Genomic DNA, 22,606 nt, shown 5'->3' on the forward strand with positions numbered 1-22,606 from the left:
ATAGATTAGTAGCGTTTTCATTATACCATACAAGTCATAAAGCTACAATTTTCCACCATCTAAAAACTATTTATTTCCCTATTTCCAGTAATTTAATAATGAATAGAATTTTCAAGTACCCTATAATAAAAAAGGAAAATAAGTCAGTATGAGTAATATTATGTTTATTACTGATTTATTGTGTAACTTAAAGACCTGTATAGTTAGGAGGATCTTCTAATGAAGAAAAAGTTTAGGTACATAACTTATGCACTGGCTGGGCTTGCTATAATCTCAGCATTACTTATTACAAAAGATAAACTTACCGCAGAAGCTGCCAATAACATTTATTTAAATGAAACTAATCTTACATTGGAGCTTGGAAGATATAGAACTCTTAAAGTAAAAGGAACTAATAAAAATGTATCTTGGAAATCCGCTAATCCCCGTGCTGCTACCGTATCAAGTAATGGTAGAGTTACAGCAAAAGGTTGGGGAAAAACTAAGATCTATGCTACCGTAGGAAATAAAACCTTAACCTGTAATGTTACCATTGTTCAGATGAATAAAAAAAATGTAACCTTAGCAGTTAATAAAACAAGTCAACTTACCCTATGGGGAGCTAATGACACTGTTACTTGGAAATCAAGTAATAATAAGGTTGCAACAGTATCTGATACAGGTTTAGTAAAGGCAAAAAGTGTCGGTGAAGCTACTATTACCGCCACCTTTAACGGCAAAAAAATAAGCAGCCAGATAAATGTTGTGGAACTTAATACTGATAAGGTTGTTCTTGAATACGGTGGTATGTTCGATGCTACCCGTTCTAATTTTGGTACCGTTAAAACCCTTAAAGTTATCGGATCACAAGATAAAGTAAGCTGGACTAGCAGTAATAAAAATGTTGCTACTGTTAACAGCAGTGGTAAGGTTACAGCCAAAGGCCCCGGTAATGCAACAATAACTGCAAATATAAACGGTGCTAAGATTACCTGTAATGTTAAAGTATTGCAAATGTCTTTTAGTAAACTAGAACTTAGTAAGGGAGAAAACTTTTCCCTTAATGTTCTTGGAACTGATAGCCCTATATTATGGTTTTCTAATAAAAAATCTGTAGCTATCGTATCAGAAGATGGAGTTGTAACTGCAAAAAACAAAGGTACAGCTAAAATAATTGCCGAAGTTGACGGTATACTTGTAAGAAGCATTGTTACCGTAAAATAGTAAAATAATAAACTGTCTCCTAATTATACTTGGTATAAAAATCGTATAATTGGAGACAGTTTTAATTTATTAGCTTTTATTTTTGGCTTTTAACCAGTCCTTTCCGTCAACAAATCTTGCTACTAACATGGCACATACCGTATTTCCAGAAGAATTTAAAAGGGTTGCAGGGGCATCTATTATAGTCCCTATTACTACAATAACCGGTAAGGCAGCAGGAGGAAAACCATAAACACTTAAAATAAGCATTTCTCCTATCATTCCTCCCCCGGGTATGGCACCCATAACCGCACCGACCAATAAACTTACGGCCAGTATTGAGAAAAACATCGGAAGGTTGTTAAAATCTTTACCGAAAAGTCCGAACAGAAATACAATCTTTAAAACTCCTCCGATTACGGAACCATCCTTGTGTGTATTAACTCCCAAAGGAATTACGGTTTCAGCAATATCATTAGGAATTCCTATTTTTTTTGCAGCTTCAAGATTAACCGGTATAGAAGCCGCACTAGAGCAGGTGGCAAGGGCTGTTACAGCCGGAGCAATAGCATTTTTCCAATAGGCTTTTATTCCCTGCTTACCCCCTGCCACATAGGCATAGATGGTGAAGAATAGAAAATAGTAAATGATAGTTAAAGCTAAATATAAGAGGAAAACTTTCAGATAACCTTCAAGTATTTGCCTTCCCAATTGTCCTATCATGGAAGCAAAATAACAAGCAAGGCCAAAGGGTGCATAATACATAATAATTTTAATCATATTCATCATAATAACTGAACAAGCATTTATAAAATCTTTTACTATATTTGCTCTTTCTTTAGCCATTGCAATGGCAATTCCGCATATAATTGATATTACAATTAACTGAAGCATATTGCTTTTAGTAAATAATTCGGAAAAATCACCGACTGTCACGGTTTTAACCAATTGCATAGGCAAGGAAAGCTTTTTTGCGTCTTCACTTATATCTTCCTCACTAGCCTGTAAGATGTTTTCAAGGGCCTGCTCGTTCATTCCTTTTGTTGGATTAATTATATATACACTTGCCATAGATAAAAGTGCCGATAATATGGCTGTGGCTGCAAATACCAGTACAATACTTAGCATGATTTTTCCCAGTCGTCCCATACCTCCCATATTAGCTATGGAAGATGTTACACTAAAAAATACTAAGGGTACAATTAATGTAAAAATCAAATTAAGAAATATCTGTCCAAAAGGTTCTAGCACCTTAGCGTCTGGACCTAGAACAAGTCCTAGAATTCCCCCGACTATAATTGAAGATAACAATACTAAGGACATGGCATAATTTTTTATAAAATTCTTCATAAGATTCCTCCCAAAATAGTATTCTTAATCTTATTATACTTGCACTATTTACTAATTTTATTGCAGTTTATGTTAAATATATTGCAAATACTGCTCTATTCAATTACACTATAATTAAGTTTTAAAGAAGAAAAAGGTATTAATTATTAATAATAGAAAATAATTCTAAGGAGATTTAAAATGGAAGATGTAAGAATCGATGATAGGAAAAAAAGAGGATATCTAAATGAAGATTTTCTTTTCTTTAAACTTAAGGATCAGAAAAAGAATGAATTCGAATTTCATTACCATGATTTTAACAAGATAATAATCTTTTTATCAGGAGATGTTACCTATATAATAGAAGGCAAATCCTATATTTTAAAACCTTGGGATATTCTTCTGGTGGGAAAAAATGATATACACCAGCCCATAATCAGCCCAAATAAGCCATATGAAAGAATAATTTTATGGCTTAACCCTCGCTTTTTGGATGCCCATAAAAAGAATAATTGTGATCTGCAAAACTGCTTTATCTTAGCTAGGGAAAGAAAGATGAATATGATTCGTCTTAATAAAACAGATATTCCATCTTTAAAGCAGACTTTAGATGATTTAGAAGAGACAAGCGAGGATAATTCTTTCGGAAATGAAATTTTAAAAAATTCCCTCTTTATTCAACTGATGGTTAAAATCAATAGACTTTTTTTAGGTATGGATATTAAAAAGAAGTTAGAAGATGTCAAATATGATCCAAGAATTGAAAATATTCTAAGCTTTATCAATGATAAGTTAGATCAGGAATTATCCATAGATATGATATCTAATAAATTCTATTTGAATAAATATTATTTAATGCACTTATTTAAACGAGAAACCGGATATACCTTATATAACTATATCCAGAAAAAAAGAATTATTAAGGCTTCAGAGTATATAAGAAAAGGTATGCAGGCCGGTGATGTATGCTCCTTATGTGGTTTTGGTGACTATTCCACTTTTGTCCGTAGCTTTAAAAAAGAATTTAATCTTTCACCAAAGCAGTATTATAAGGCTTATCAAAATAGCTCAATTATAGAACAATAGCCCAACCATCTTTGGCGGGCTATTGCATTATCAATATTTATGGAGGTTAGGGAATAATCTTGATTAGCCTATTTACTCCCTTTTTGCTGATTTTTTTAAATAAGAAATCATGTCTAAAGTAAATATAACCATCAACTTGCTTAGTACTGCGGCCATACTCAACCTGTTTTTTAAGGATATTAGTATCTTTCTTCCATTCTGTATCTTCATCTGTTCCGACTTTATATACTGCAATTCCCACATATAGTTTTACATCCTCATTGGTACGAAGCTTTAGCCACCTATCCAAAGTTTTGTCGTAAGGGTATATAGGATGACTAAAGGACCAATAAATTTGAGGAGCAATATAATCCACATATCCGGGTTTTGACATCCAGGTCTTTATGTCACAGTAATATCTATCATTCATAACTAAGTAGTCTAAAAATCCGCTGGGACTAATACCAAATACAATATCCTCATCGACTTTCTTTATTGCTTTATATACTCTTTTAATTAGTCTATTAACATTTTGTCGGCGCCACTTGGCAATACTCAGAGCTTTTTCTCCATTTTTCTTTGAGGTGTTTAAATAAGTTTTGTATTCGGGATAGTCAAAATTTTTCTTATAATTCTTACCTAAGACAGGATAAAAATAATCGTCAAAATGAATTCCGTCTACATCGTAATTTTCTACTATTTCTCTAATCCCGTTACGAATTAGTAATTGAACCGTATCGTCAGCAGGATTAAAATATAGAGAGCCTCCAAAAGAAAGTACCCTTCTTTTTTGCTTTTTGTTATCTGAAGTCAGCCATTTTCTAGCCCTATTGTTCTTGGATAAGGTCTTTATATCGGTAGTCCCGCTGCTGACCCTGTAAGGATTAATCCAAGCATGGAACTGCAGACCTCTTTTATGGGCTGCCTTCACCATATATGCCAGTGGATCAAAGCCCGGATTTTTCCCTTGGGTACCTGAAATATATTTTGACCAAGGAAAATATTTTGATGGATAAAAGGCGTCTCCAAATGGTCTTACATGGACCACCACCGCATTCATACCAAGTGCTGCAACCTGGTCAAACATTTCATTAATTACAGAAGAAAACCTTTCTTTTGTAAAACCCAACTTTCCTGTTTTAGGGTCTTTTAGCCTATTACTAAATTCCAGATAGGATATCCAAACAGCATGAAATTCATTTTGCTTTTCTTCTTTCTTGGCTGCCTTTGCACTTTGGACATCTAAAGGCAACCAAAGAATATTTAAAAGTACTAAACATATTGCTACAATCTTATAAATCCCTTGTTTTTTATTATCAAATCCTTTCAATTTATCCTCCTTCCGGCTTTACATCAGTTACTACTTAATACTAATGATCGCCTATTTAGGAGCATAAGTATTATCTTCCGGTAGGATATTGTTCAAATACCTGCAGTAAGGTTTCATATATTACTTTAGCGGCTTCATATTGGAAGCTAGAATTTGTTATTTTAGCAAAATCATTCTTATTTGACATAAACCCAAGTTCTATAAGTACTGCAGGAACAGTATTTTTGTGTACTACAGTATAGCGAGCAGCTTTTGCACCACGGTTTTTCATATTTAAAGTCTTGCATAGATTGTTTACAAATATCTTAGCAAGTTTTTCACTATTTAAACCGGCTGCATTTGCCTTGTTATTGCTTGTAGAATAGTAAACTTCCGTTCCATATGCAGATGATGAAGTAGAAGCATTCATATGAAGGCTGACAAATAAATCTGCTCCCACTTTTTTGGCGAATGCTGCCCTATCAGATAAGGATAAGTCAACATCAGATTCCCTTGTATAATATACTTTCAGTTTAGAAGGATCTGAGTTAAAGAAGTCCTTACCTATCTCATATAAAATCTTAAAATTAATGGCCTTTTCATAGGTTTTATTATAATAGGCTCCGGGAGCCGGTCCCCCATGGCCGGGATCTAATACCACTATGTTCTTGTAAATTTCCCTGGGATTCCCCACATTGACATAAATAAATTTCTGATCTGCAAACAATTCATAACCCTGTAACTTGGATGTGGTAATTAAAACTTCAGTTTCATTTTTGGATTTTAAAGAAACTGATACATCCTTAATTACTTTTGAATTAACAATAACAGGATTATTTTTCAAATATGCAACATAATCCCCGGGTATACGGATAGCAAATCTTTGTTTGCTATATTGGTCTTCGTGCTTAATCTGTTTTACAGTAAATCCGGCCGGATTAGGTATAATAATTTCGTATTTACTCAAATCTTCGACACTGGGGGTTTCCTTTTGTGGTTCTGTAGGCTCAACCGGAACCTGTGGTTGGCTGGGATTTACCGGTATATCAGCCTGTCCCTTAAAAGGAAACATTATGGTTATTACATTACCGTCCTCTGCAATATAATATTCATATTTATCCTTAAGTCCCATAATTAATTGACTACCATCTTCTGTCTGAATAAAATAAGAAGAATGTAAGTTTTTAGCAGAAGTTATATCCCAATACTGTTCGCTAAATCCTATTTTTGTTCCCGGAAGGTTAAGGGTAATAATACTACTATTCTGATTTATAACTAGCTCCATAGGCTTAGTGGCTTCAAGAGTAATGTAATCCATTGTATCATTGGTTCCTATTGTAACCTTACTTAAGATGTTATGATAAATTGTCACGTACAGTATTCTCTTATCTGATGAAAGAGATAAATCATAGGTAAAATTATCTACTGATAGGTTAAACTCTAATTGACTATTGTAGATATCAACATTAGATAAATGAATGGTATCCAAAACATTTCCATTTAGCTCTTGCTTATTATAGCTATTAGTCACTGTATTTAAATTAGATACATTGAGAATAAGTTGTTTTTCTTTAACCTGTGATGTAACTGTGCTAAATGGAATACTGCCATATATTGCGTAAGTTTCTGAATTTGTGTACAATTTGTTGTAATCTCTGCTGATAGAGAATATAGTTCCTTTTTCATCAGTTTTGCTTTCGTTACTTATATTATGTACACCGTTACTTTTACCGATTATATCCTTGTGAGTTTCCATTTGATGTAGAATCTTACCTGGATCAAATGTTACAGCTTCATCTCCTAACTCAGGAGCCTTATTATCTGGCTGTTGCTGCTTAGGTGAAGTAATAATTGATGTAGCCTTGCTCTTATCCCAACTATAATTTAATCCAAGGCAGGAAGCAGTAATCTTGCCGGGAACCATTACATAAGAAGTACCTACATCATGATTTTTAACTATCATAGGAGCTGTATCAAGAACTAGCTTTTTATCATTATGATAAGCAGTGGTACTTCCTATTTTCATTTTTAAAGTATTACCATTCCTTGATAAAGTAATTGTCTTGTCCTTAGAGTTATACTTATAGTTTGCTTTTATCTTACTGTCAGCAAAAACTCTTTTTGCCCTTAGCATTGCTGTATTATTTCTTATAATGCTTGGCATATTACCGGGGCTTATGGTTTTGCCGTCGAAAGTAACTTTACCTTGTGTACCCTTGTAATAGAAAGGAGTTCCATTATTATAGGATAGTAGCATTGGTAAGTTTTTACCTTCTATGGCAGCAGTTCTGGTATTTTTATTCCAGGTATACTTGAAACCAAGATTTTCACTGACAAATCTGGACGGAACAAGGATTTTTGTTACATTTTGATCTACGTATTTTATCTTAACAGGAGCCACAGGTGCAGTCACTTTTTTACCATTGATATATGCCGTTCTACTTCCTATCTTCAAAACAATGGTAGTACCAAACTTAGATATAGATACAGTCCCTGCTTTTTTATCATATATGCATTCAGCTTTTATCTTTGATTTTGCAAAAATATCCTTGTATGATACCAGTGCAATTCCATTTTCAATCAAGCCGGGTGTACTATCTTTACTAATCTTCTTCCCGTTATAAGTTACTTTAACCTGTGTGCTGGTGTAAGTGTATTGTTTTTTTGTCGTATAGTTATAAATTCTTACTCCTGAAGCTGCCAGTGCATGATCATTTTTAATGTAAAATGGCATACATATAATCATAAAGACCATGACAAACATGCTCCATAAGCCAATAACATGTTTTTTCTTCAGTATTTTGTCTTTACTGGTATGAAATGTTTTTTTAATTAAACTCATCATCTTCCGTCACCATCTCCCTGTAATAAAGAAAAATCATTAGTATCAAACTTGTTCCCGGTTTTCTCATTTGTTTCTTATTTGAATTTTCTTTAGTAATTTTCATTTTTTAATAGGCAGTTTTGAAGACCATTCAATTTATTAAGTCAATTATTACAATAGTGTTAAATAGTGTTAAAAATGTGTCATTTATGAAATTTTATATAAAATATCTATTTTTTCAAATTGAAACCATAAGGAATACTAAATAAATCCTATTATAGGATAAAAATATTCCTTTAAATAGTAAATACTACTGCTGTAGTCTGCAAAAAGCTTAGCACTTAGATAATATTCTACAGTATACGACTTTCAATTTTCCCCAAAATTTTTGCATGTAAAATTATTAAATCGCTTTGTATTTTGTACTACCAATGTAGAATACATTATCAGGTTTTCATTAGTTTAAAAGTATGTTAAAATATACACATTAATTAGATTATGAATATATAAGGAAAGGTTACTACTCTATATGAAACTACAAAGATTAATGGGATATGCCAGAAGAGCTATTGATGATTACCAAATGATACAAGAAGGTGATAAGATTGCCATAGGAGTATCCGGAGGTAAAGACAGTCTTACCCTTCTCTACGCCTTAAGTGGCTTAAGAAGATTTTATCCTAAAAAATTTAATTTAGAAGCCATAACTATAAGTGCCGGCTATAAAGAAGCTGATTTTACCGCCGTGGCTAAACTTTGTGAAGAATTAAATGTAAATTATACAGTTGTAGAAACAGATATAGCAGAAATACTTTTTGAGCAACGTAAAGAAAGCAATCCCTGTTCCCTTTGTGCAAAGCTTAGAAAAGGAGCTTTTAACACTAAGGCTAAAGAATTGGGTTGTAACAAAAAAGCCTATGCCCACCATTTTGATGATGTAATAGAAACTTTGTTGATGTCATTATTCTATGAGGGGCGCTTCCACTGCTTCTCTCCTGTTACTTATCTTGATAGATCGGATATTACACTTATACGGCCTTTAATTTATGTAGATGAACAGGATATTATAAAGTTTAAAAATACTAATAATCTTCCCGTTGTAAAAAATCCTTGTCCGGTAGACGGATATACAAAAAGAGAGCATACAAAACAACTGATAAAATCATTAGATAGCGAAAGCTCCGGCCTTAGAGAAAGACTTTTTAACGCTATAAAGGAAGGTATTCCAGGCTGGCAGAAGAAGCAATAGTATTTGGAAAGGAGTATCTATATGGCAGAGCAAAATTATCATGACCAAGTAAATATTGAAAATGCGGTGAAACTAAGATCTCTTCTTGAAAAACTTCCACGGTTTTGTAAAGACTTTTTCAGGGGGATTGAATCCACTACTTCCTCTAGAACAAGGATAGCCTATGCCTATGATTTAGGAGTATTTTTCGAGTTTCTGGTTAAAAATAATCCTTCCCTAAAGGATACTCCTATTACTGATATAAAGGTAGATATTTTGGATGAGCTAACTCCTCTTGATATAGAGGAATATCTAGAATATCTTAACTACTACCGTTCTGAAGATAAAGAGTATATAAATCGCGAAACCGGCAAAAAAAGAAAGCTTGTTTGCTTAAGAAGTTTTTATAATTACTATTATCAAAAACAGATTATTAAAACTAATCCTCCTTCCTTAGTCAGTGTACCGAAACTACGTGAAAAAGAAATAGTCCGCTTAGATCCAAATGAAGTGGCATTGCTATTGGATGAAGTGGAAAATCCTAAAAATCTAACAGAGGCACAAAAAAAGTACCATGCAAAAACCAAATCCCGTGACCTGGCAATAATGACTCTGCTTTTAGGAACCGGAATCCGTGTATCAGAATGTGTGGGCTTGGATATTGATGATGTGGACTTTGATAATAACGGAATAAAAATAAGACGTAAGGGCGGTTTCGAAGTTGTTATATATTTTGGAGATGAGGTAAGAGAAGCCCTATTAGATTATATGGAAGAAAGAAAGCAGCTTACTGCGGAGGAAGGCCATGGCAATGCCTTGTTTTTATCCTTGCAAATGAAAAGACTATCGGTCCGAGCCATAGAAAATCTAGTAAAAAAATACTCATCCGGTGTTGTAAAACTAAAAAATATTACACCTCATAAATTAAGAAGTACATATGGTACCAGCCTTTACCGTGAAACCGGTGATATCTACCTTGTAGCTGATGTACTAGGACACAGAGATGTCAATACAACCAAGAAGCATTATGCTGCTATAGAAGACAGCAGACGCCGTAGTGCTGCTAAAGTAGTGAAGTTGAGGAAGGAATAATAGTAATTTTAACAACAAAAAAGAGGACTTATAAGATTAACAACTTATAAATTTTAAATCCTCTTTTTTGTTGGATGTTTATCCTAGCCCCTTAATAACAAATCTATACCATTTGAAGATTACTTATGGAATTACACGGCAGATATGTATACATCCCTCTAAAAATATTTTTCTAAAATTTCTATAAAGTCTTTATCAAGTTTATATTTTAATATGCCTTTACAAATACTAAATTCATTTCTGATGACTAAATATTGTTCTGAATTTCCTCGATTTATAGTAATTAGATATCTATAGCCTGACGTAAATGGTACGTTAATTCCTTTTAAACCACCACTATACTTATTTAATTCCTTAATAAAATTTTTGATTTCCATAGTATCCTCAATGACAACTCTTTTTCCGGTAGAGCCATTTCTTATAGCAATCTTAGTATATCCTCCTTGTCTTAACGATAGATTAGAAAATAGCACTACACTAATAATAAAAAATGAAAAAAATATTATAATAGTTAGAAAACCTTTTCTTATTTTCATATTATCCCCCTCTCAATTAAATAAAATATTTTCCATTATATTTTTAGAATTTTGTATTTATTAAAAATCATCTTTTATCCTATGTATAGATTCCATATAATATATTATATATATACGCCTATTATAATCATTAGCCATTATATGTAAATATATATTATAACAAATACATTAGTATGTGGATAAAATCAGCTTTCCACTACAAAGTAATTTTAAGAGACGGTAAAAAAAGCTCCTCACCATTGAATATTATTTATAGATGAGGAAGCTTTATTTTTCTATAATTTATTTTCATCCACCAAATAACCAGGTGTAGATACTTTTATTTAAACTCTTAATGACCCTCTAAATCCCCTAACTGAATAATATGATTCTGCTCCATTATGATATAAGAATATAGTGTCATAACGGTGATCACAAAAAAGTGCTCCACCAAGTTTTCTAATCTTATCAGGGGTTTTTACCCAGCTGGAAGTCTTTAAATCAAAGCTACCAAGACTTTGTAGATAACGATATTCCTCTTCAGATAATATTTTAATTCCCATATCTGTAGCCATCCCAATAGCACTATTAGCCGGCTTATTCTTCTTCCTTGAGGCTAGTGCTTCTTTATCATAACAGACATTTCTCCTGCCTATAGGAGTTTCTCCTGAACAATCAAAGAAAATATATTCTCCTTTATCATTATCATAAGCAACCACATCAGGTTCACCACCGGTAATTTCCATTTGGTATAAGGACCAAAGCTTATTTGGATTACCCTTAAGCCTTGCTTCCACATCTTCCCACTGTATATCCTTGTGGCGTTTCATATTTTCCTTAAAGCGATTCTTTAAAGTGTTTATTAATTCCATCTGCTGTTCATGGGTTAAATTTATTACTTTGTTTAAATCATCTATAGTCATATAAGCCTCCTTTGTATTTAAGGGATATGATACTAGTATTGCCTGCTAAACCGGCTCTAATATATGATAAGGGAAAATATCTTATATCTATATAAAAAAATCTCCCCACTAGACACATATTAAAGGGATGAATGTGTGGGGAGTTTCCTGTATTATATTCTTATTTATATTAGAATACAAATGACACAATTATAGCTATCAGGGTACTAATTAATGTACCTAATAAATAATATTCTGCAAAATGTTCTTCCTTAGTTATCCTCTCGTATCTTGCTATGGATTTTGCGGTTAGGACTAAACCGATAGCTGAATATTGATTTATATATATAAAAATCAGCATAATAATTCTTTCAACAGTCCCTATATATCTTCCTGCTTTCCTATCCTCTTTAACATTATAATCTTCCGGCTTATAATTAAGCAAAAACTTAGATATAGCAATATTAGTAGGCTTATGTATTACTAATATGGCAAATAACCAGGACATTATCTGCTTTCCTGGTATCCCTATAACATTTAAGAAATTTCTAAAGATTATGTTTAAACTAATTGGTAGATTACCATTTGCTAACCAATAAGATATTCCTAGTAAGACTAAACTATGTAGAATTTGATCAGTAAAAAATACATTTCGGTCTATTATAAGGCTAAATCTTCCTCTTTTTCTTATATGGGATATATATATGAACTTAAAAACATCAATAAGACAATGAAAGATAGCAGCAATGGTAACCCCTACTATTAATGTTACAGACATTACAGGCAATGTAACTATCAACATTACAGCCAGGTAGCATAAACTGTGAATAAGTACCCAACTTATTTCTTTTTCTTTCTTCCTGGCCATCTTATTTGTCTGTATATAGAAATCTCCTATTATATGTGCTAAAAGTAATAAGATAAAATAATTTCTAAACATATTTACTCCTAGTTTCTTCTAACAATTTTTCTATAGTATCAAATGCATCTTTATATGCATAATATTTTCCATTTGATAGACCTTTTTGTACCGAAGACTGGGTAATCCCTAATCTTTTTGCAACATCTAGCTGACTGTCTTGATGTTCCATCATATCCCAGATAATTTCTCTCTGCCTATCAGTCCAGGACTCTTTTATGGCAGTCATTAAGGATAATATGGTGTTAAGCATAATTGATAAGGACTTATAATCACCGTCAATTTCAATACGTATATCAGCCGGATTAGTCTGCTTTCTTTTTTCTTCTTTCTTTAAATATTCTATAGCAGTTCTTGCCTTATAATATCCCGGCCCGTCAGCTCCGATAGAGATTTCTCTATTTATTTCTGTGGTAATACCACCAATTCCTACTCCTATTCTAACTTTTATAGGATGTAGCTTTCTTTCAATTTCAGATAAAATCTTCATGCAATTTGCTCCGCAGCAGAGTAATCCTTGAAATTCATCTCCTAATGTTATGGTGAATTTGGAATAAATATCATCCATATATTTTTTATTAATATCTTCTAGAAGGGACTTCATTATTTTTTGAACTTTATTTCTATTGTCAATTTTTTTTGAACCTTTAATATCACCTATAATCGCTATATAATTTGGAAATGAAGTAAGCATATATACCTCCAATTATGAAATATCTTATATAAAATTACTTTTCTCATATAATTATATGGTTTTATTGGTGAATAAGCAAGGATTATTCACTCACAGATGAATAATTGACAATTATTCATCTAGAGATGAATGATTAGGAATTATTCACTACTAGGTGAATAATATCTAATTATAGCCTTATAGATGAATATTTTTGCTCCGGTCATCCCATAATCTACCAGACCTATTATCCTTTATACTATCAGTTTATCCCACAAAAATCAATGCAAAAAACTGCCCCTTTTACAATTCTAAAATAATCTAAAATTGTAAAGGGACAACTTTCCTTTTATTTGATATATAGAATATCCCTATATCCTTATTGCAATTTTGTTATATCATATACAGATAAAAGTTTATCCTTAACTTTAAATCTAATATTATATCCGGCAAAATAAAAACCATAGATTCTTTCAGGATCATCATGATATGAGGGCCTTGGGTCCTCTGCCAATACTCCCATAAGTGCCTCATGGTATTCTTCCGGTATCTGATTAAGAAGTTCCTTATCAATCTCAACTTCAAGTTTATAATCGGCTATATCTTCTATAAAGCCCTCCAAAGCATCAGGATGGCTATCGCAATATGGCAGATAAGGCTTTATGTCATATATGGGTGTCTGATTCACAAGGTCGATACCTGAAACATATAGTATAGGCCCATAATCCTTATGATATTGAATTTTATCTAGTTTTACGGATGATAGACCCAAATTGTTGGGCCGATTAGGAGAACGAGTTGCAAATACCCCCATCCGTTTGTTACCCCCAAGTCTAGGGGGTTTCACCATGGGGGCCCATTTGTCTCTTTGAAATTGATGAAAACCCCAAATTAGCCAGATATGAGAAAAACCCTCTAATCCCCTAATAGCGTCAGGGTTACGATATTTAGGCTCAAATACAATCACACCCTTTAAGGCTTCTACTATTCCACTTTGTCTAGGTATCCCGAATTTTTCAGGAAAATCAGTATGAATCCTTGCAATACATTCAAGAGTAAGATCATAAGTAAGCTTATTATCGTTATTAATCGATTGTATAAAACTATTATCACCTTGCATATAAAACTCCTGTCACTTTTCCTTACATAATAACTTATCTATTATTTATATATCAATATTAAATATCTGCCCCTTATGCTCTATATCTATAATCTTAGCTGTAAGCTGCTTATCTTCTCTTTCCTTTTTAAATTTTTTAATTATCTTTGGCTGTTGCCAAAAATGCATGGGGAATAAATAATTAATCTTAGCCCTACTTAGGAGTTCATCTATACCAAGGCCATACCACTCCTCCTGCCTAGGATCTAAGGGAGCAAATGCCAAATCAATATTTACATTGTTTAATTTATCTATTTCTTTAATAAAAATTGCTCTCATATTATTATTAAACTGTTTATCTTCACCTTTCCAAACCCAAAGATTTAAATCCCCAGCATGATAAATAGTTTTTCCTTTATATTTAATAAGGAAGGCAACACCTATATCTGTTGATTTTAAGGTATTAATCACTATATCGTCAGTATTATTCGGTAGATATTCCTGGTTTGGTTTAACGATTTGAATCAAGGAAGCTAATTCCTTAGTTATACCATATTTAGACATATTATTATCATCTAATTTAATATCTGAAGAAATAAAATATCTTATATTTGAATGCTTCTTATACAGATTAAAAATCTCTGGGTTAAAATGATCATCATGCCTGTGGCTGACAAAGACTAAAAGTCTTTTTTTGCCGTCAAAATCAGGTAAGTCTCCTTTATAATAATCAAATAACCAATAAGCCTCTTCCCATTCAAGTAAAAAACCACTATGTTCAATATAGGTTACATTAACATTCATAAGATCCCAACTTTCTTTATACTAGATATATTCTAGATTATAAAGTAAAATGGTAACAAGTACTGTTAACAAACTGTGAACAAAACAACAATAAATGTTCATACTTTGTTCATAATTTAAATTGATTAACCATCAACACTTTGTCCATTTCATTCGTTATATTATTAAAGACACGATATAAGGAGGAGAGATATGATAGAAAATTTATATAGAAACTACCATAGTCAATTACTATGGTATTGCCTTAACCTCTCCAGTAACAATCGTGCTTTAGCTGAGGATATCGTACAGGATACTTTTATCAGGGGATTAGAAAATGCCCATGTATTAAACGATTTGACCGATTCTCAATGTCGAGCATGGCTTTATAAAACCGCAAAGAATATATTTATAGACAAAATCCGACGAATCAACAGGGAGCCTAAGCAGGAGTTTAAGTTTGTTACTGAAGATGATTTAAGTGAGATTATGGTTAAGCAATTATGTGGGCAGCTTCCCAGGGAAGAAAGTGACTTGTTCTGGCTAAGACATATGGAAGGTTATAATTCCTCAGAATTAGGGAAGCTTTTTGATCTACCTTCTTCTACTGTAAGAGCTAGATTAGCCTCAGCGAGAAAAAAATTAAGAAAAATTTATTTAGAACAGAAAGGCAAAGGTGAATTATAATGGAGAAAAGAAAATTAGTAATTAACGCTGCCATATGTGATTGCAGATCAGTGACCGAGGAAATTCTAAACTCTTATGAAAGTATACAAATTAATACTTCATGTATTCTGGTATCAAAAAATTCCAAAGAGTTACTCTCACGCTATCATGTTGCTATGAATACTGCTGATGTAACGGAAATACCAGATGATGCCGAAGTCTTAATACAAAATGGATCCTTCACTATTGAAGAAAATACTATTATGTCAAAGCCCACTGTGCTTATAGTAAACGGATCCCTTCATATTAATAAAGGGAGCGAAAAAGCATTGGAGTCCTTTTTATCAATACAGGTAAATGGTTCTGTATCCTATCCATCAGATACACAAAACCAGCTACCACCCTTAAAAGTAAACGGCTCAGTTAGTACTTATCCATCTGATGCTATATGCTTAAAAAATAAATTTATACTTGATAAAGTATTTATCCTTAGGGCTAAAAATGCAAAATATTATGCTAAAAATAAGGTTTTAGTAATAGATGAAACACTGGATTTGTCATCACTTATTTCAAAAGGTACAACTTTTATTACAAATACAGCTATAATAGCTGAGAATCTATTAGATAAAGCTATTTTATTGTTTGATGATGAGACAGATATTAAGGTGTTACCTGCCGGTTACAGCTATGTTGAAGAAGGTACCTTAAATGATTTAATGGTAAGCAAACATGGGGACAAAATATATGTTGATGGAGACCTGGTAATTACATCGGAAAGCGAAAATACTTTAAAAAAGATTACAGGTTTAAAAGTGACCGGTTCTATCCTAATTAGCAAAAAATTAATTGATAATTTGCATAGTTTGGATATTGAATATAAAGATTTAAAATTTATTAAAGGTAAAATTATTAAGGATAAAGGTTTTCTTACTATCAATAAAAATACCTTGGAAGGTTTAGAAGACGGAGTTACGATTACTGACTGTGGATTTGTTAAGATAAATTCAGATATTACAGCTGAGGAAATCGAAGAAAAGCTTCATTTCATTGACTGTGGATTTATCCAATGCCAACCTGATCAAAAGGGTGCAATTGAATTGGTTTCTGAAGATGTAGGCTTAATAAAAGATAAAACAGAAACTTCAATTGAATCTTTGGATGAAGATGAAGACAGTTTAAATCCATATGATAAAAACACACAAGTTATAAATGCCGCCACTTATAAAATGTAAATCATGACCACCCGTTTGACGGGTGGTCATGATTTTATATGTATAAATTTTACTTGGTTAGTATTTAGAATTACAATATAAGAAATTATGCTGGTGCTTATTTAGAATTATGGATTTTTCGATACTCCAATTACCCTGCGCATCTACCCAGGGGTTAAAGTTATTATTATTTGTACCTTTAAACTTGATAAATATCATGGAATATCTCCTTTCATATTTTTTTATCCATAACTCATATCTTCTAGTAATAAAGTTTTTCTTGTTGTTTTCTGATATTATAAACACAAAATATTATTTGTCAAGCAATTAACAGGATTTATTTTTATTTTGTATACTTTGATTAGATTACTTATATACTTAACACAAAACTTGTAAATTATTAATATATCTTAATTACTTATCATCACCATACAATATCGCACCTATTAGTTTAAAAAACATATTATATATTAGAAAATCATGAAAGGAACATTTATTCAATGAATTTTAACAATAAACATAATAGATTTTATCCAAACTTACCTAAAAAAAATAGTTTTTATCGTGGACGATATCCTTATCGCAGTATTAGAGATTACGGTCCGGAGCCATTTGTTATAAATATTAATAAAGCTACATTGCAAAACACTACTTTCCGTACTTCCTTATGGACCGGCACTTTTTTGCAGCTTACACTTATGAGTATTGATGTTGGTGGTGAAATAGGGTTAGAGGTTCATCACGATATTGATCAGTTTATTCGTATCGAACAGGGTGAAGGATTAGTTATGATGGGGGATCAAAAAGATGATCTTTATTTTCGGGAACCTGTTAAAGATGACTATGTTATCTTTATTCCTGCAGGAAAATGGCACAATTTAATTAACACCGGTCATACTCCCATTAAATTATATTCAATTTATGCACCACCAAACCATCCCCATGGCACCATTCATGTTACAAAGGATGACGAAACTCATTAATAGCTTATTTATTATCAGATAAAAAATAGCAAAAAAGAACAAAATCATTGATTTTGTTCTTTTTTTGTTATTTGAAACTTACATATTAATTGGGTCATGGTACCCATGGGACAATAGATACACCATGATCTAGGCTTGAATAATAACATGGTAATTATACCAAGTATACTTGATGTCATCATAACACTATAAAATCCGAAAGCAAATTGGGATATCCAGGCAGGTATACCGGTTACTTTATGTGCCCAGCCCCAAGGTATTTTAAAGGTCCATAGAAGTTTTACTGTTTCTGAAAGTCCTCTGACATCTTTAAAAACCAGGTAAGTAATAAATATCATCTGTAAAAACATTATCATAAAAAAGGTTAGAAAACCATATCTGAACCATTTTGATACCATCCATCTGGGCATGGGCTTATTCCTTGATAAGGCAAATTTTTTACCCAGCAGGGAAAAAAGCTGGCCTCTTCCACAATACTTATTACAATATGATTTTGATCCCTTTACTGCTGAGATTACTAGGGGAATAATAAAACAAAGCATACCCAACCATGCAAAAAGTATATTAAAGAAGCCAAGTGTAAGATATAAAGCGGATACTATCCACATATATTCATACCAGGGTTTTTTCATGCTCCCACCTCCAACTTATTTATAGTAATTATGGAAGCGGGACACTCTTTTGCACATAATCCACAGCCGATACATTTACTTTCATCCACCTGGGCATACACTCCCCTATAGATGGATATTGCCTGTTTTGGACATACTTTTATACAGCTTCCACAGGCAACGCATAAAGATTTATCAACCTTTGCCATTCTTCTTACCATATCATATTATCCACCTTTACTTTTATGATATGGTAAATGATATCAGATTAATTCTACTTTTTATGTGATAAAGTTACATTAAAGCTACATCCTAGATAGTATTCCGTCATTCATCTGAAAGACCTCATCTGCCTTATCTGCAATGGAAAGATCGTGGGTTACTATTACAACTGCCAGCTTATCTTTATGGGCTAGATCTATAAGAAGTTTAACAACCAAATCACCATTTGCCATATCTAAATTTCCTGTAGGCTCGTCTGCAAGTAAAAGTCTAGAACCGGTAGCCAAGGCTCTTGCTATAGCTACTCTTTGCCTTTCACCACCGGACAGCATATTAGGGAATCTTTTATAGTGGTTTTTATCTAAACCGACACTAGCTATATGCCTTTCGGCTATAGCCTTAGCCTCAAGATGCTTCATCCCTTTTAACTCCAAAGGAAATATTACATTCTCAAGTACTGTCATTAAAGGAAATAGATTAAAGGTTTGATAAATAACCGAGGCCTTATCTCTTCTATACTCCTCCATATCAAGGTTTTTTATAGAGTCCCCATCATATAAAATCTCACCTGACTTAGGAAGGGTAAGTCCTGCCATCAATGATAGTAAGGTGGATTTACCTGAACCGGATTTTCCAATAATAGCATAAACTTTTCCTTGTTCAAGCTCTAAACTAACATTCTTAACCGCTTCTACACTTTGATACTGATTTTGATAGCTATAAGAAACATCATTTAATTTCAAAATCGCCATATTAGCCTCCCTGTGTATATACAATGATAAAACCTTAATAATTTACTCCTTTGAAAATAATATATCCAATAAATCAGCTTTGCCAAGATATATTAATGAAAGTCCTGAACCGGTAAGGTAGCTAATAATAAAATAGGCCACACTTGCTCCGTAATATATAAAGTACTTCGGAAAAATTAGAGAATATATGAAAACCGGAATCAATCCTAGTAAAAAAAGTATCAGCTGTTCTATAAAAAATGATAAAAATACATATGTTCTTTTTGCCCCCATACTTCTCATAATAGCTAGCTCGCTTATTCTATGACGAATCAGTAAGTATGAAACCATAAATCCTATTACTCCAAATAAAATCAACATAATTGGATTTAATATATTCATTAACTTAATATGATTATCAAAGGGTTTTATGGTTTCCTCCAGCTTTTTATCCTGGATTACTATGGCTCTTCTATTATTTTTTATCTGTCCGGCTTCACTATAACCTTGCTTATCCAAATACTCTCTAAAGGCAGCTAAATTCTTTGTATTTTTAAGGGTAAATGTAGCTGCCCTAACACTTCTTGGTAAGATTTCATTCCATATCCAAATAGTTTCCACTTGGGCTTGAGAATCTATAGGATAGCTATAATCTACATAGTAATCATGGTCATAGCTCATTATCCAAGGGGTATAAATGACGTCTGATTGCCAAGTTTGTTCATATATACCTATCACTTCTAAATCTAATACACTACATAATGCATATTCTTCTTCATAAATATACCAAGCGGTTAAGCGGATGGTATCTCCCAAATCAATATTATTTTCACTTGCAAAGTTTCTTGGAATTATTCCTATATTCTCATTTAAGCTAAGGGAGTCATAATCATAGCCTGATAGAAATTCTACTTCACAGTCTTGATTATCAAAAAACTCTGGAGTATATCTTATATCATCAGCATAAGCTAATTTTGGCATCTTAGGTATTATATTTAAAAACCAATCAAATCCAAAAGCATTCTTATGTTTTCTTATATTGGGATATGATTGTAGCTCTGGAAATTCCCTACCATCCTTTGTCTTTGAAATCCCCATATATTCATAATGTACTGCATTATAAAGATACATTTCCTTAAAAAATTCCGAAGAATCCAGTAGTTTTCTTCTTTCTTCATAAATCTTTGAAGAAGAATATTCGCCCCCACTTATTAATTCATTGTAAACTTCCGTGCCCCATCCCATTCTATAGGAATAATTAGGGTCTATAAGCCTAAAAATATCATATTGAAGATTTAACCCTCCAAGATCACGGGTTTCATTCTTGAATGTGGTCATATAGGCATTTACAGGTATATTGTCATATACATTTGCCTTTTTACTTTTCTCCATATTAGAAAGATAGCCAAGAAACACAAGAAAAACCGACATAATAAAGGCAAGTATAGGGACAATAAAACTCCTGCCGGCACTTCTAACTAAAGAAATTAAAGCAAATTTTAAAGAAAGGGGACGTATACGGCCAAATAATATATCTTTTTTATTTGCTTTTGATGGATGAATTTCTTGTATACTCTTTTTCTTAGGAGATACCTTCTTTGGTCTATTTACTTTAAATTTATCACCATTAAATACATATAATGTAAGACAGTTTATCAATATAAAGCCTATAATTAGTATTAGTAATATAATAATTACAGGAATCCAATAATTAATTCTGATTTTGGTCTCAAAATCTAGTCTAAGCCCTAGGGCTCTTTCACTGTACATTAAATCCCTATTATATGATGAAGTCATGCTGTCGAAGATTATTTTTGTTAAACTTCCTATAAATACTGATGTTATAAATGCTCCTATGGTAGAAGCCACCATAAGCAAAAGCATTGAACCAAATAAAATATATGTTAGGGTTCGCTTCTTACCTGCTCCTAAAGCCAGCATATTAATTATGGTATCCTTCTGCTTAATAACATATAAATAAGAAAATAAAACAAGTATAATAATAGCCGAAAGTCCCCCTAGAAGCAGTAGTAGAATTGAAGTATCCTTTAACTCAACTATAGGTTTTAAGGCTGCTTCATAACCTTGGTCATATAGGGTAAATTTCATATTGGCAAGCAAATCTTTTTTATATGCTTCTATAAAGATATTACCTGTACCGTTTTTTACAAGATATCTAGCCAATGTGGTTGAATGAAAATCCTGACTTATCCAATCTGCCATTGGCATATATATCTTAAATATATTGTTCTCTTTATTATCAAAGATACCTACTACTTCATAAGCAGCCTCATAACTGAAACTATAATCTTTAAAATAATCTGATAATCCAATTCCTTTTTTCCCATAATGAAGATTTAACTTAAGGCTATCCCCTATATTAAGTTCATAAATCTCTGCTAAGGTTTTACTGATTAAAATAACATTATTATTTCCTTCTTGATATTCTTCCGGTAAAAAACCCCTACCCGTGCTTATAATCAAATCACCATTAAAATATGGCTCACAAGCCTCCAAATTAGTAACCATGGTAACCGGAAGAGAACTATCAACTACATTAAAAGCCTCTGCCAGTTCCAATAATTCCTCTCCCTCTTTTGTTTCATAAAAGTCCGCTTTCTCATGGAGGTCAATTACATAATTGAAACCTTCTAAACCATTTGGAATTTGCGGTGTAATAATAGGCATAGGGTTTTTTCCGTCGGCTAAACTTCCTATAATTAAATACTTATGACCCTGTACAAAATTATAACCGGCTGCTTCCCCATACTCATTTAGACTATTTAAGATTACATATGTATTTTCTCTCATTGTCTTCCCAAAATAAACCTTATTTACAATAGCCTGATATAAGGTATCGTCGTAAGGCTTAATATTAAAAACTTCTATAATAACATAATTATTAATATCTGAAAGACTCTGATTAATTTGATTTTCAGCTACATATGCATAAGCGGATTTTTCCATATTTACCGAAAGAACATTAGAATCCTTCATTAATTTTTGAAAATCAAAATCGGACAGATCCTTATTCATTCTTTCAAAAAAGGCCTCTTGATTATTATCTGAATTACCCAGATAAGATAGTTCTACTACTGTAGAAAAGGTTTTGTCTGCATCTAAAAGCATATTATGGGCAGACATATACATTCCGGCTCCAATACTTAAAATTATAGATAAAAATCCGATTAAGCAAAAAAACAATATGGATTTTTTTGGTGTCCGTACAATACTTTTAATACTATGTGATATCATAATCTTC

The 22,606-nt window shown here is 32.3% G+C and carries 20 protein-coding genes; 7 read left to right on the forward strand and 13 right to left on the reverse strand.

From position 1 onward, the window contains the following. Positions 1 to 219 precede the first annotated feature (219 nt). Positions 220 to 1,203 (forward strand): Ig-like domain-containing protein, encoded by a 984-nt coding sequence (locus SD1D_RS05810; RefSeq protein WP_058258058.1) that lies wholly within the window; start codon positions 220 to 222, stop codon positions 1,201 to 1,203. Positions 1,204 to 1,272: 69 nt separating this feature from the next. Here the strand turns inward: SD1D_RS05810 and SD1D_RS05815 are convergent, their stop codons facing one another. Then, complete coding sequence (locus SD1D_RS05815; protein ID WP_058258059.1) at positions 1,273 to 2,532, reverse strand: dicarboxylate/amino acid:cation symporter; 1,260 nt, start codon at positions 2,530 to 2,532, stop codon at positions 1,273 to 1,275. A 180-nt stretch (positions 2,533 to 2,712) separates the two neighbouring features. Here SD1D_RS05815 and SD1D_RS05820 point away from each other — a divergent pair, with 180 nt between their 5' ends. Further along, positions 2,713 to 3,597 carry an AraC family transcriptional regulator gene (locus tag SD1D_RS05820; protein ID WP_058258060.1) on the forward strand — a complete coding sequence of 295 codons (885 nt, stop codon included), beginning with the start codon at positions 2,713 to 2,715 and terminating at the stop codon, positions 3,595 to 3,597. A 46-nt stretch (positions 3,598 to 3,643) separates the two neighbouring features. Here SD1D_RS05820 and SD1D_RS05825 read toward each other — a convergent pair whose 3' ends face one another. Beyond that, positions 3,644 to 4,906, reverse strand: coding sequence for a glycoside hydrolase family 10 protein (locus SD1D_RS05825; protein WP_058258061.1), 1,263 nt, complete (start codon positions 4,904 to 4,906; stop codon positions 3,644 to 3,646). 70 nt (positions 4,907 to 4,976) lie between these two features. Continuing rightward, positions 4,977 to 7,730 (reverse strand): N-acetylmuramoyl-L-alanine amidase, encoded by a 2,754-nt coding sequence (locus SD1D_RS05830; protein ID WP_058258062.1) that lies wholly within the window; start codon positions 7,728 to 7,730, stop codon positions 4,977 to 4,979. 508 nt (positions 7,731 to 8,238) lie between these two features. On the opposite strand from SD1D_RS05830, the gene SD1D_RS05835 reads away from it, so the two are divergent. Continuing rightward, positions 8,239 to 8,958, forward strand: coding sequence for a tRNA 2-thiocytidine biosynthesis TtcA family protein (locus tag SD1D_RS05835; protein WP_058258063.1), 720 nt, complete (start codon positions 8,239 to 8,241; stop codon positions 8,956 to 8,958). Between the two features lie 21 nt (positions 8,959 to 8,979). Next, complete coding sequence (locus tag SD1D_RS05840; protein WP_058258064.1) at positions 8,980 to 10,029, forward strand: tyrosine-type recombinase/integrase; 1,050 nt, start codon at positions 8,980 to 8,982, stop codon at positions 10,027 to 10,029. Between the two features lie 158 nt (positions 10,030 to 10,187). Here SD1D_RS05840 and SD1D_RS05845 read toward each other — a convergent pair whose 3' ends face one another. From SD1D_RS05845 to SD1D_RS05870, 6 genes are all read right to left on the reverse strand, one after another. After that, positions 10,188 to 10,565 carry a hypothetical protein gene (locus tag SD1D_RS05845; protein ID WP_058258065.1) on the reverse strand — a complete coding sequence of 126 codons (378 nt, stop codon included), beginning with the start codon at positions 10,563 to 10,565 and terminating at the stop codon, positions 10,188 to 10,190. Positions 10,566 to 10,888: 323 nt separating this feature from the next. Further along, on the reverse strand, positions 10,889 to 11,467 hold the full coding sequence (locus SD1D_RS05850; RefSeq protein WP_058258066.1) for a DUF4256 domain-containing protein: 579 nt from the start codon (positions 11,465 to 11,467) through the stop codon (positions 10,889 to 10,891). 169 nt (positions 11,468 to 11,636) lie between these two features. Beyond that, positions 11,637 to 12,386, reverse strand: a complete 750-nt coding sequence (locus tag SD1D_RS05855; RefSeq protein ID WP_058258067.1) for a DUF3307 domain-containing protein — start codon at positions 12,384 to 12,386, stop codon at positions 11,637 to 11,639. Next, entirely contained in the window at positions 12,379 to 13,059 is a 681-nt protein-coding gene (locus tag SD1D_RS05860) for a SatD family protein (protein ID WP_058258068.1), read from the reverse strand. The genes SD1D_RS05855 and SD1D_RS05860 overlap by 8 nt, the downstream gene beginning before the upstream one ends. 358 nt (positions 13,060 to 13,417) lie before the next feature. Beyond that, positions 13,418 to 14,158, reverse strand: coding sequence for a tRNA (N6-threonylcarbamoyladenosine(37)-N6)-methyltransferase TrmO (gene tsaA, locus SD1D_RS05865; RefSeq protein WP_087758798.1), 741 nt, complete (start codon positions 14,156 to 14,158; stop codon positions 13,418 to 13,420). Positions 14,159 to 14,203: 45 nt separating this feature from the next. Next, on the reverse strand, positions 14,204 to 14,941 hold the full coding sequence (locus tag SD1D_RS05870; RefSeq protein ID WP_058258069.1) for an MBL fold metallo-hydrolase: 738 nt from the start codon (positions 14,939 to 14,941) through the stop codon (positions 14,204 to 14,206). 192 nt (positions 14,942 to 15,133) lie between these two features. Between SD1D_RS05870 and SD1D_RS05875 the strand changes: the two genes are divergently transcribed. From SD1D_RS05875 to SD1D_RS05885, 3 genes are all read left to right on the forward strand, one after another. Next, positions 15,134 to 15,607 (forward strand): RNA polymerase sigma factor, encoded by a 474-nt coding sequence (locus SD1D_RS05875; protein ID WP_058258070.1) that lies wholly within the window; start codon positions 15,134 to 15,136, stop codon positions 15,605 to 15,607. Continuing rightward, a complete protein-coding gene (locus SD1D_RS05880) occupies positions 15,607 to 16,818 on the forward strand; it encodes a hypothetical protein (RefSeq protein ID WP_058258071.1) in 1,212 nt (403 codons plus the stop codon). Before SD1D_RS05875 ends, SD1D_RS05880 begins: the two co-directional genes overlap by 1 nt. 479 nt (positions 16,819 to 17,297) lie before the next feature. Beyond that, a complete protein-coding gene (locus SD1D_RS05885) occupies positions 17,298 to 17,780 on the forward strand; it encodes a cupin domain-containing protein (protein WP_087758800.1) in 483 nt (160 codons plus the stop codon). 44 nt (positions 17,781 to 17,824) lie between these two features. Here the strand turns inward: SD1D_RS05885 and SD1D_RS05890 are convergent, their stop codons facing one another. The 4 genes from SD1D_RS05890 to SD1D_RS05905 form a co-directional block, all read right to left on the reverse strand. Further along, entirely contained in the window at positions 17,825 to 18,412 is a 588-nt protein-coding gene (locus tag SD1D_RS05890) for a 4Fe-4S binding protein (protein WP_058258072.1), read from the reverse strand. Next, positions 18,409 to 18,612, reverse strand: a complete 204-nt coding sequence (locus SD1D_RS05895) for a 4Fe-4S binding protein (protein ID WP_058258073.1) — start codon at positions 18,610 to 18,612, stop codon at positions 18,409 to 18,411. The genes SD1D_RS05890 and SD1D_RS05895 overlap by 4 nt, the downstream gene beginning before the upstream one ends. An 84-nt stretch (positions 18,613 to 18,696) precedes the next feature. Further along, positions 18,697 to 19,365, reverse strand: coding sequence for an ABC transporter ATP-binding protein (locus tag SD1D_RS05900; RefSeq protein WP_058258074.1), 669 nt, complete (start codon positions 19,363 to 19,365; stop codon positions 18,697 to 18,699). Positions 19,366 to 19,407: 42 nt separating this feature from the next. Further along, positions 19,408 to 22,599, reverse strand: coding sequence for an ABC transporter permease (locus tag SD1D_RS05905; protein WP_058258075.1), 3,192 nt, complete (start codon positions 22,597 to 22,599; stop codon positions 19,408 to 19,410). Positions 22,600 to 22,606: the final 7 nt, after the last annotated feature.

Source organism: Herbinix luporum, from assembly GCF_900070325.1.
Lineage (GTDB): Bacteria > Bacillota > Clostridia > Lachnospirales > Lachnospiraceae > Mobilitalea > Mobilitalea luporum.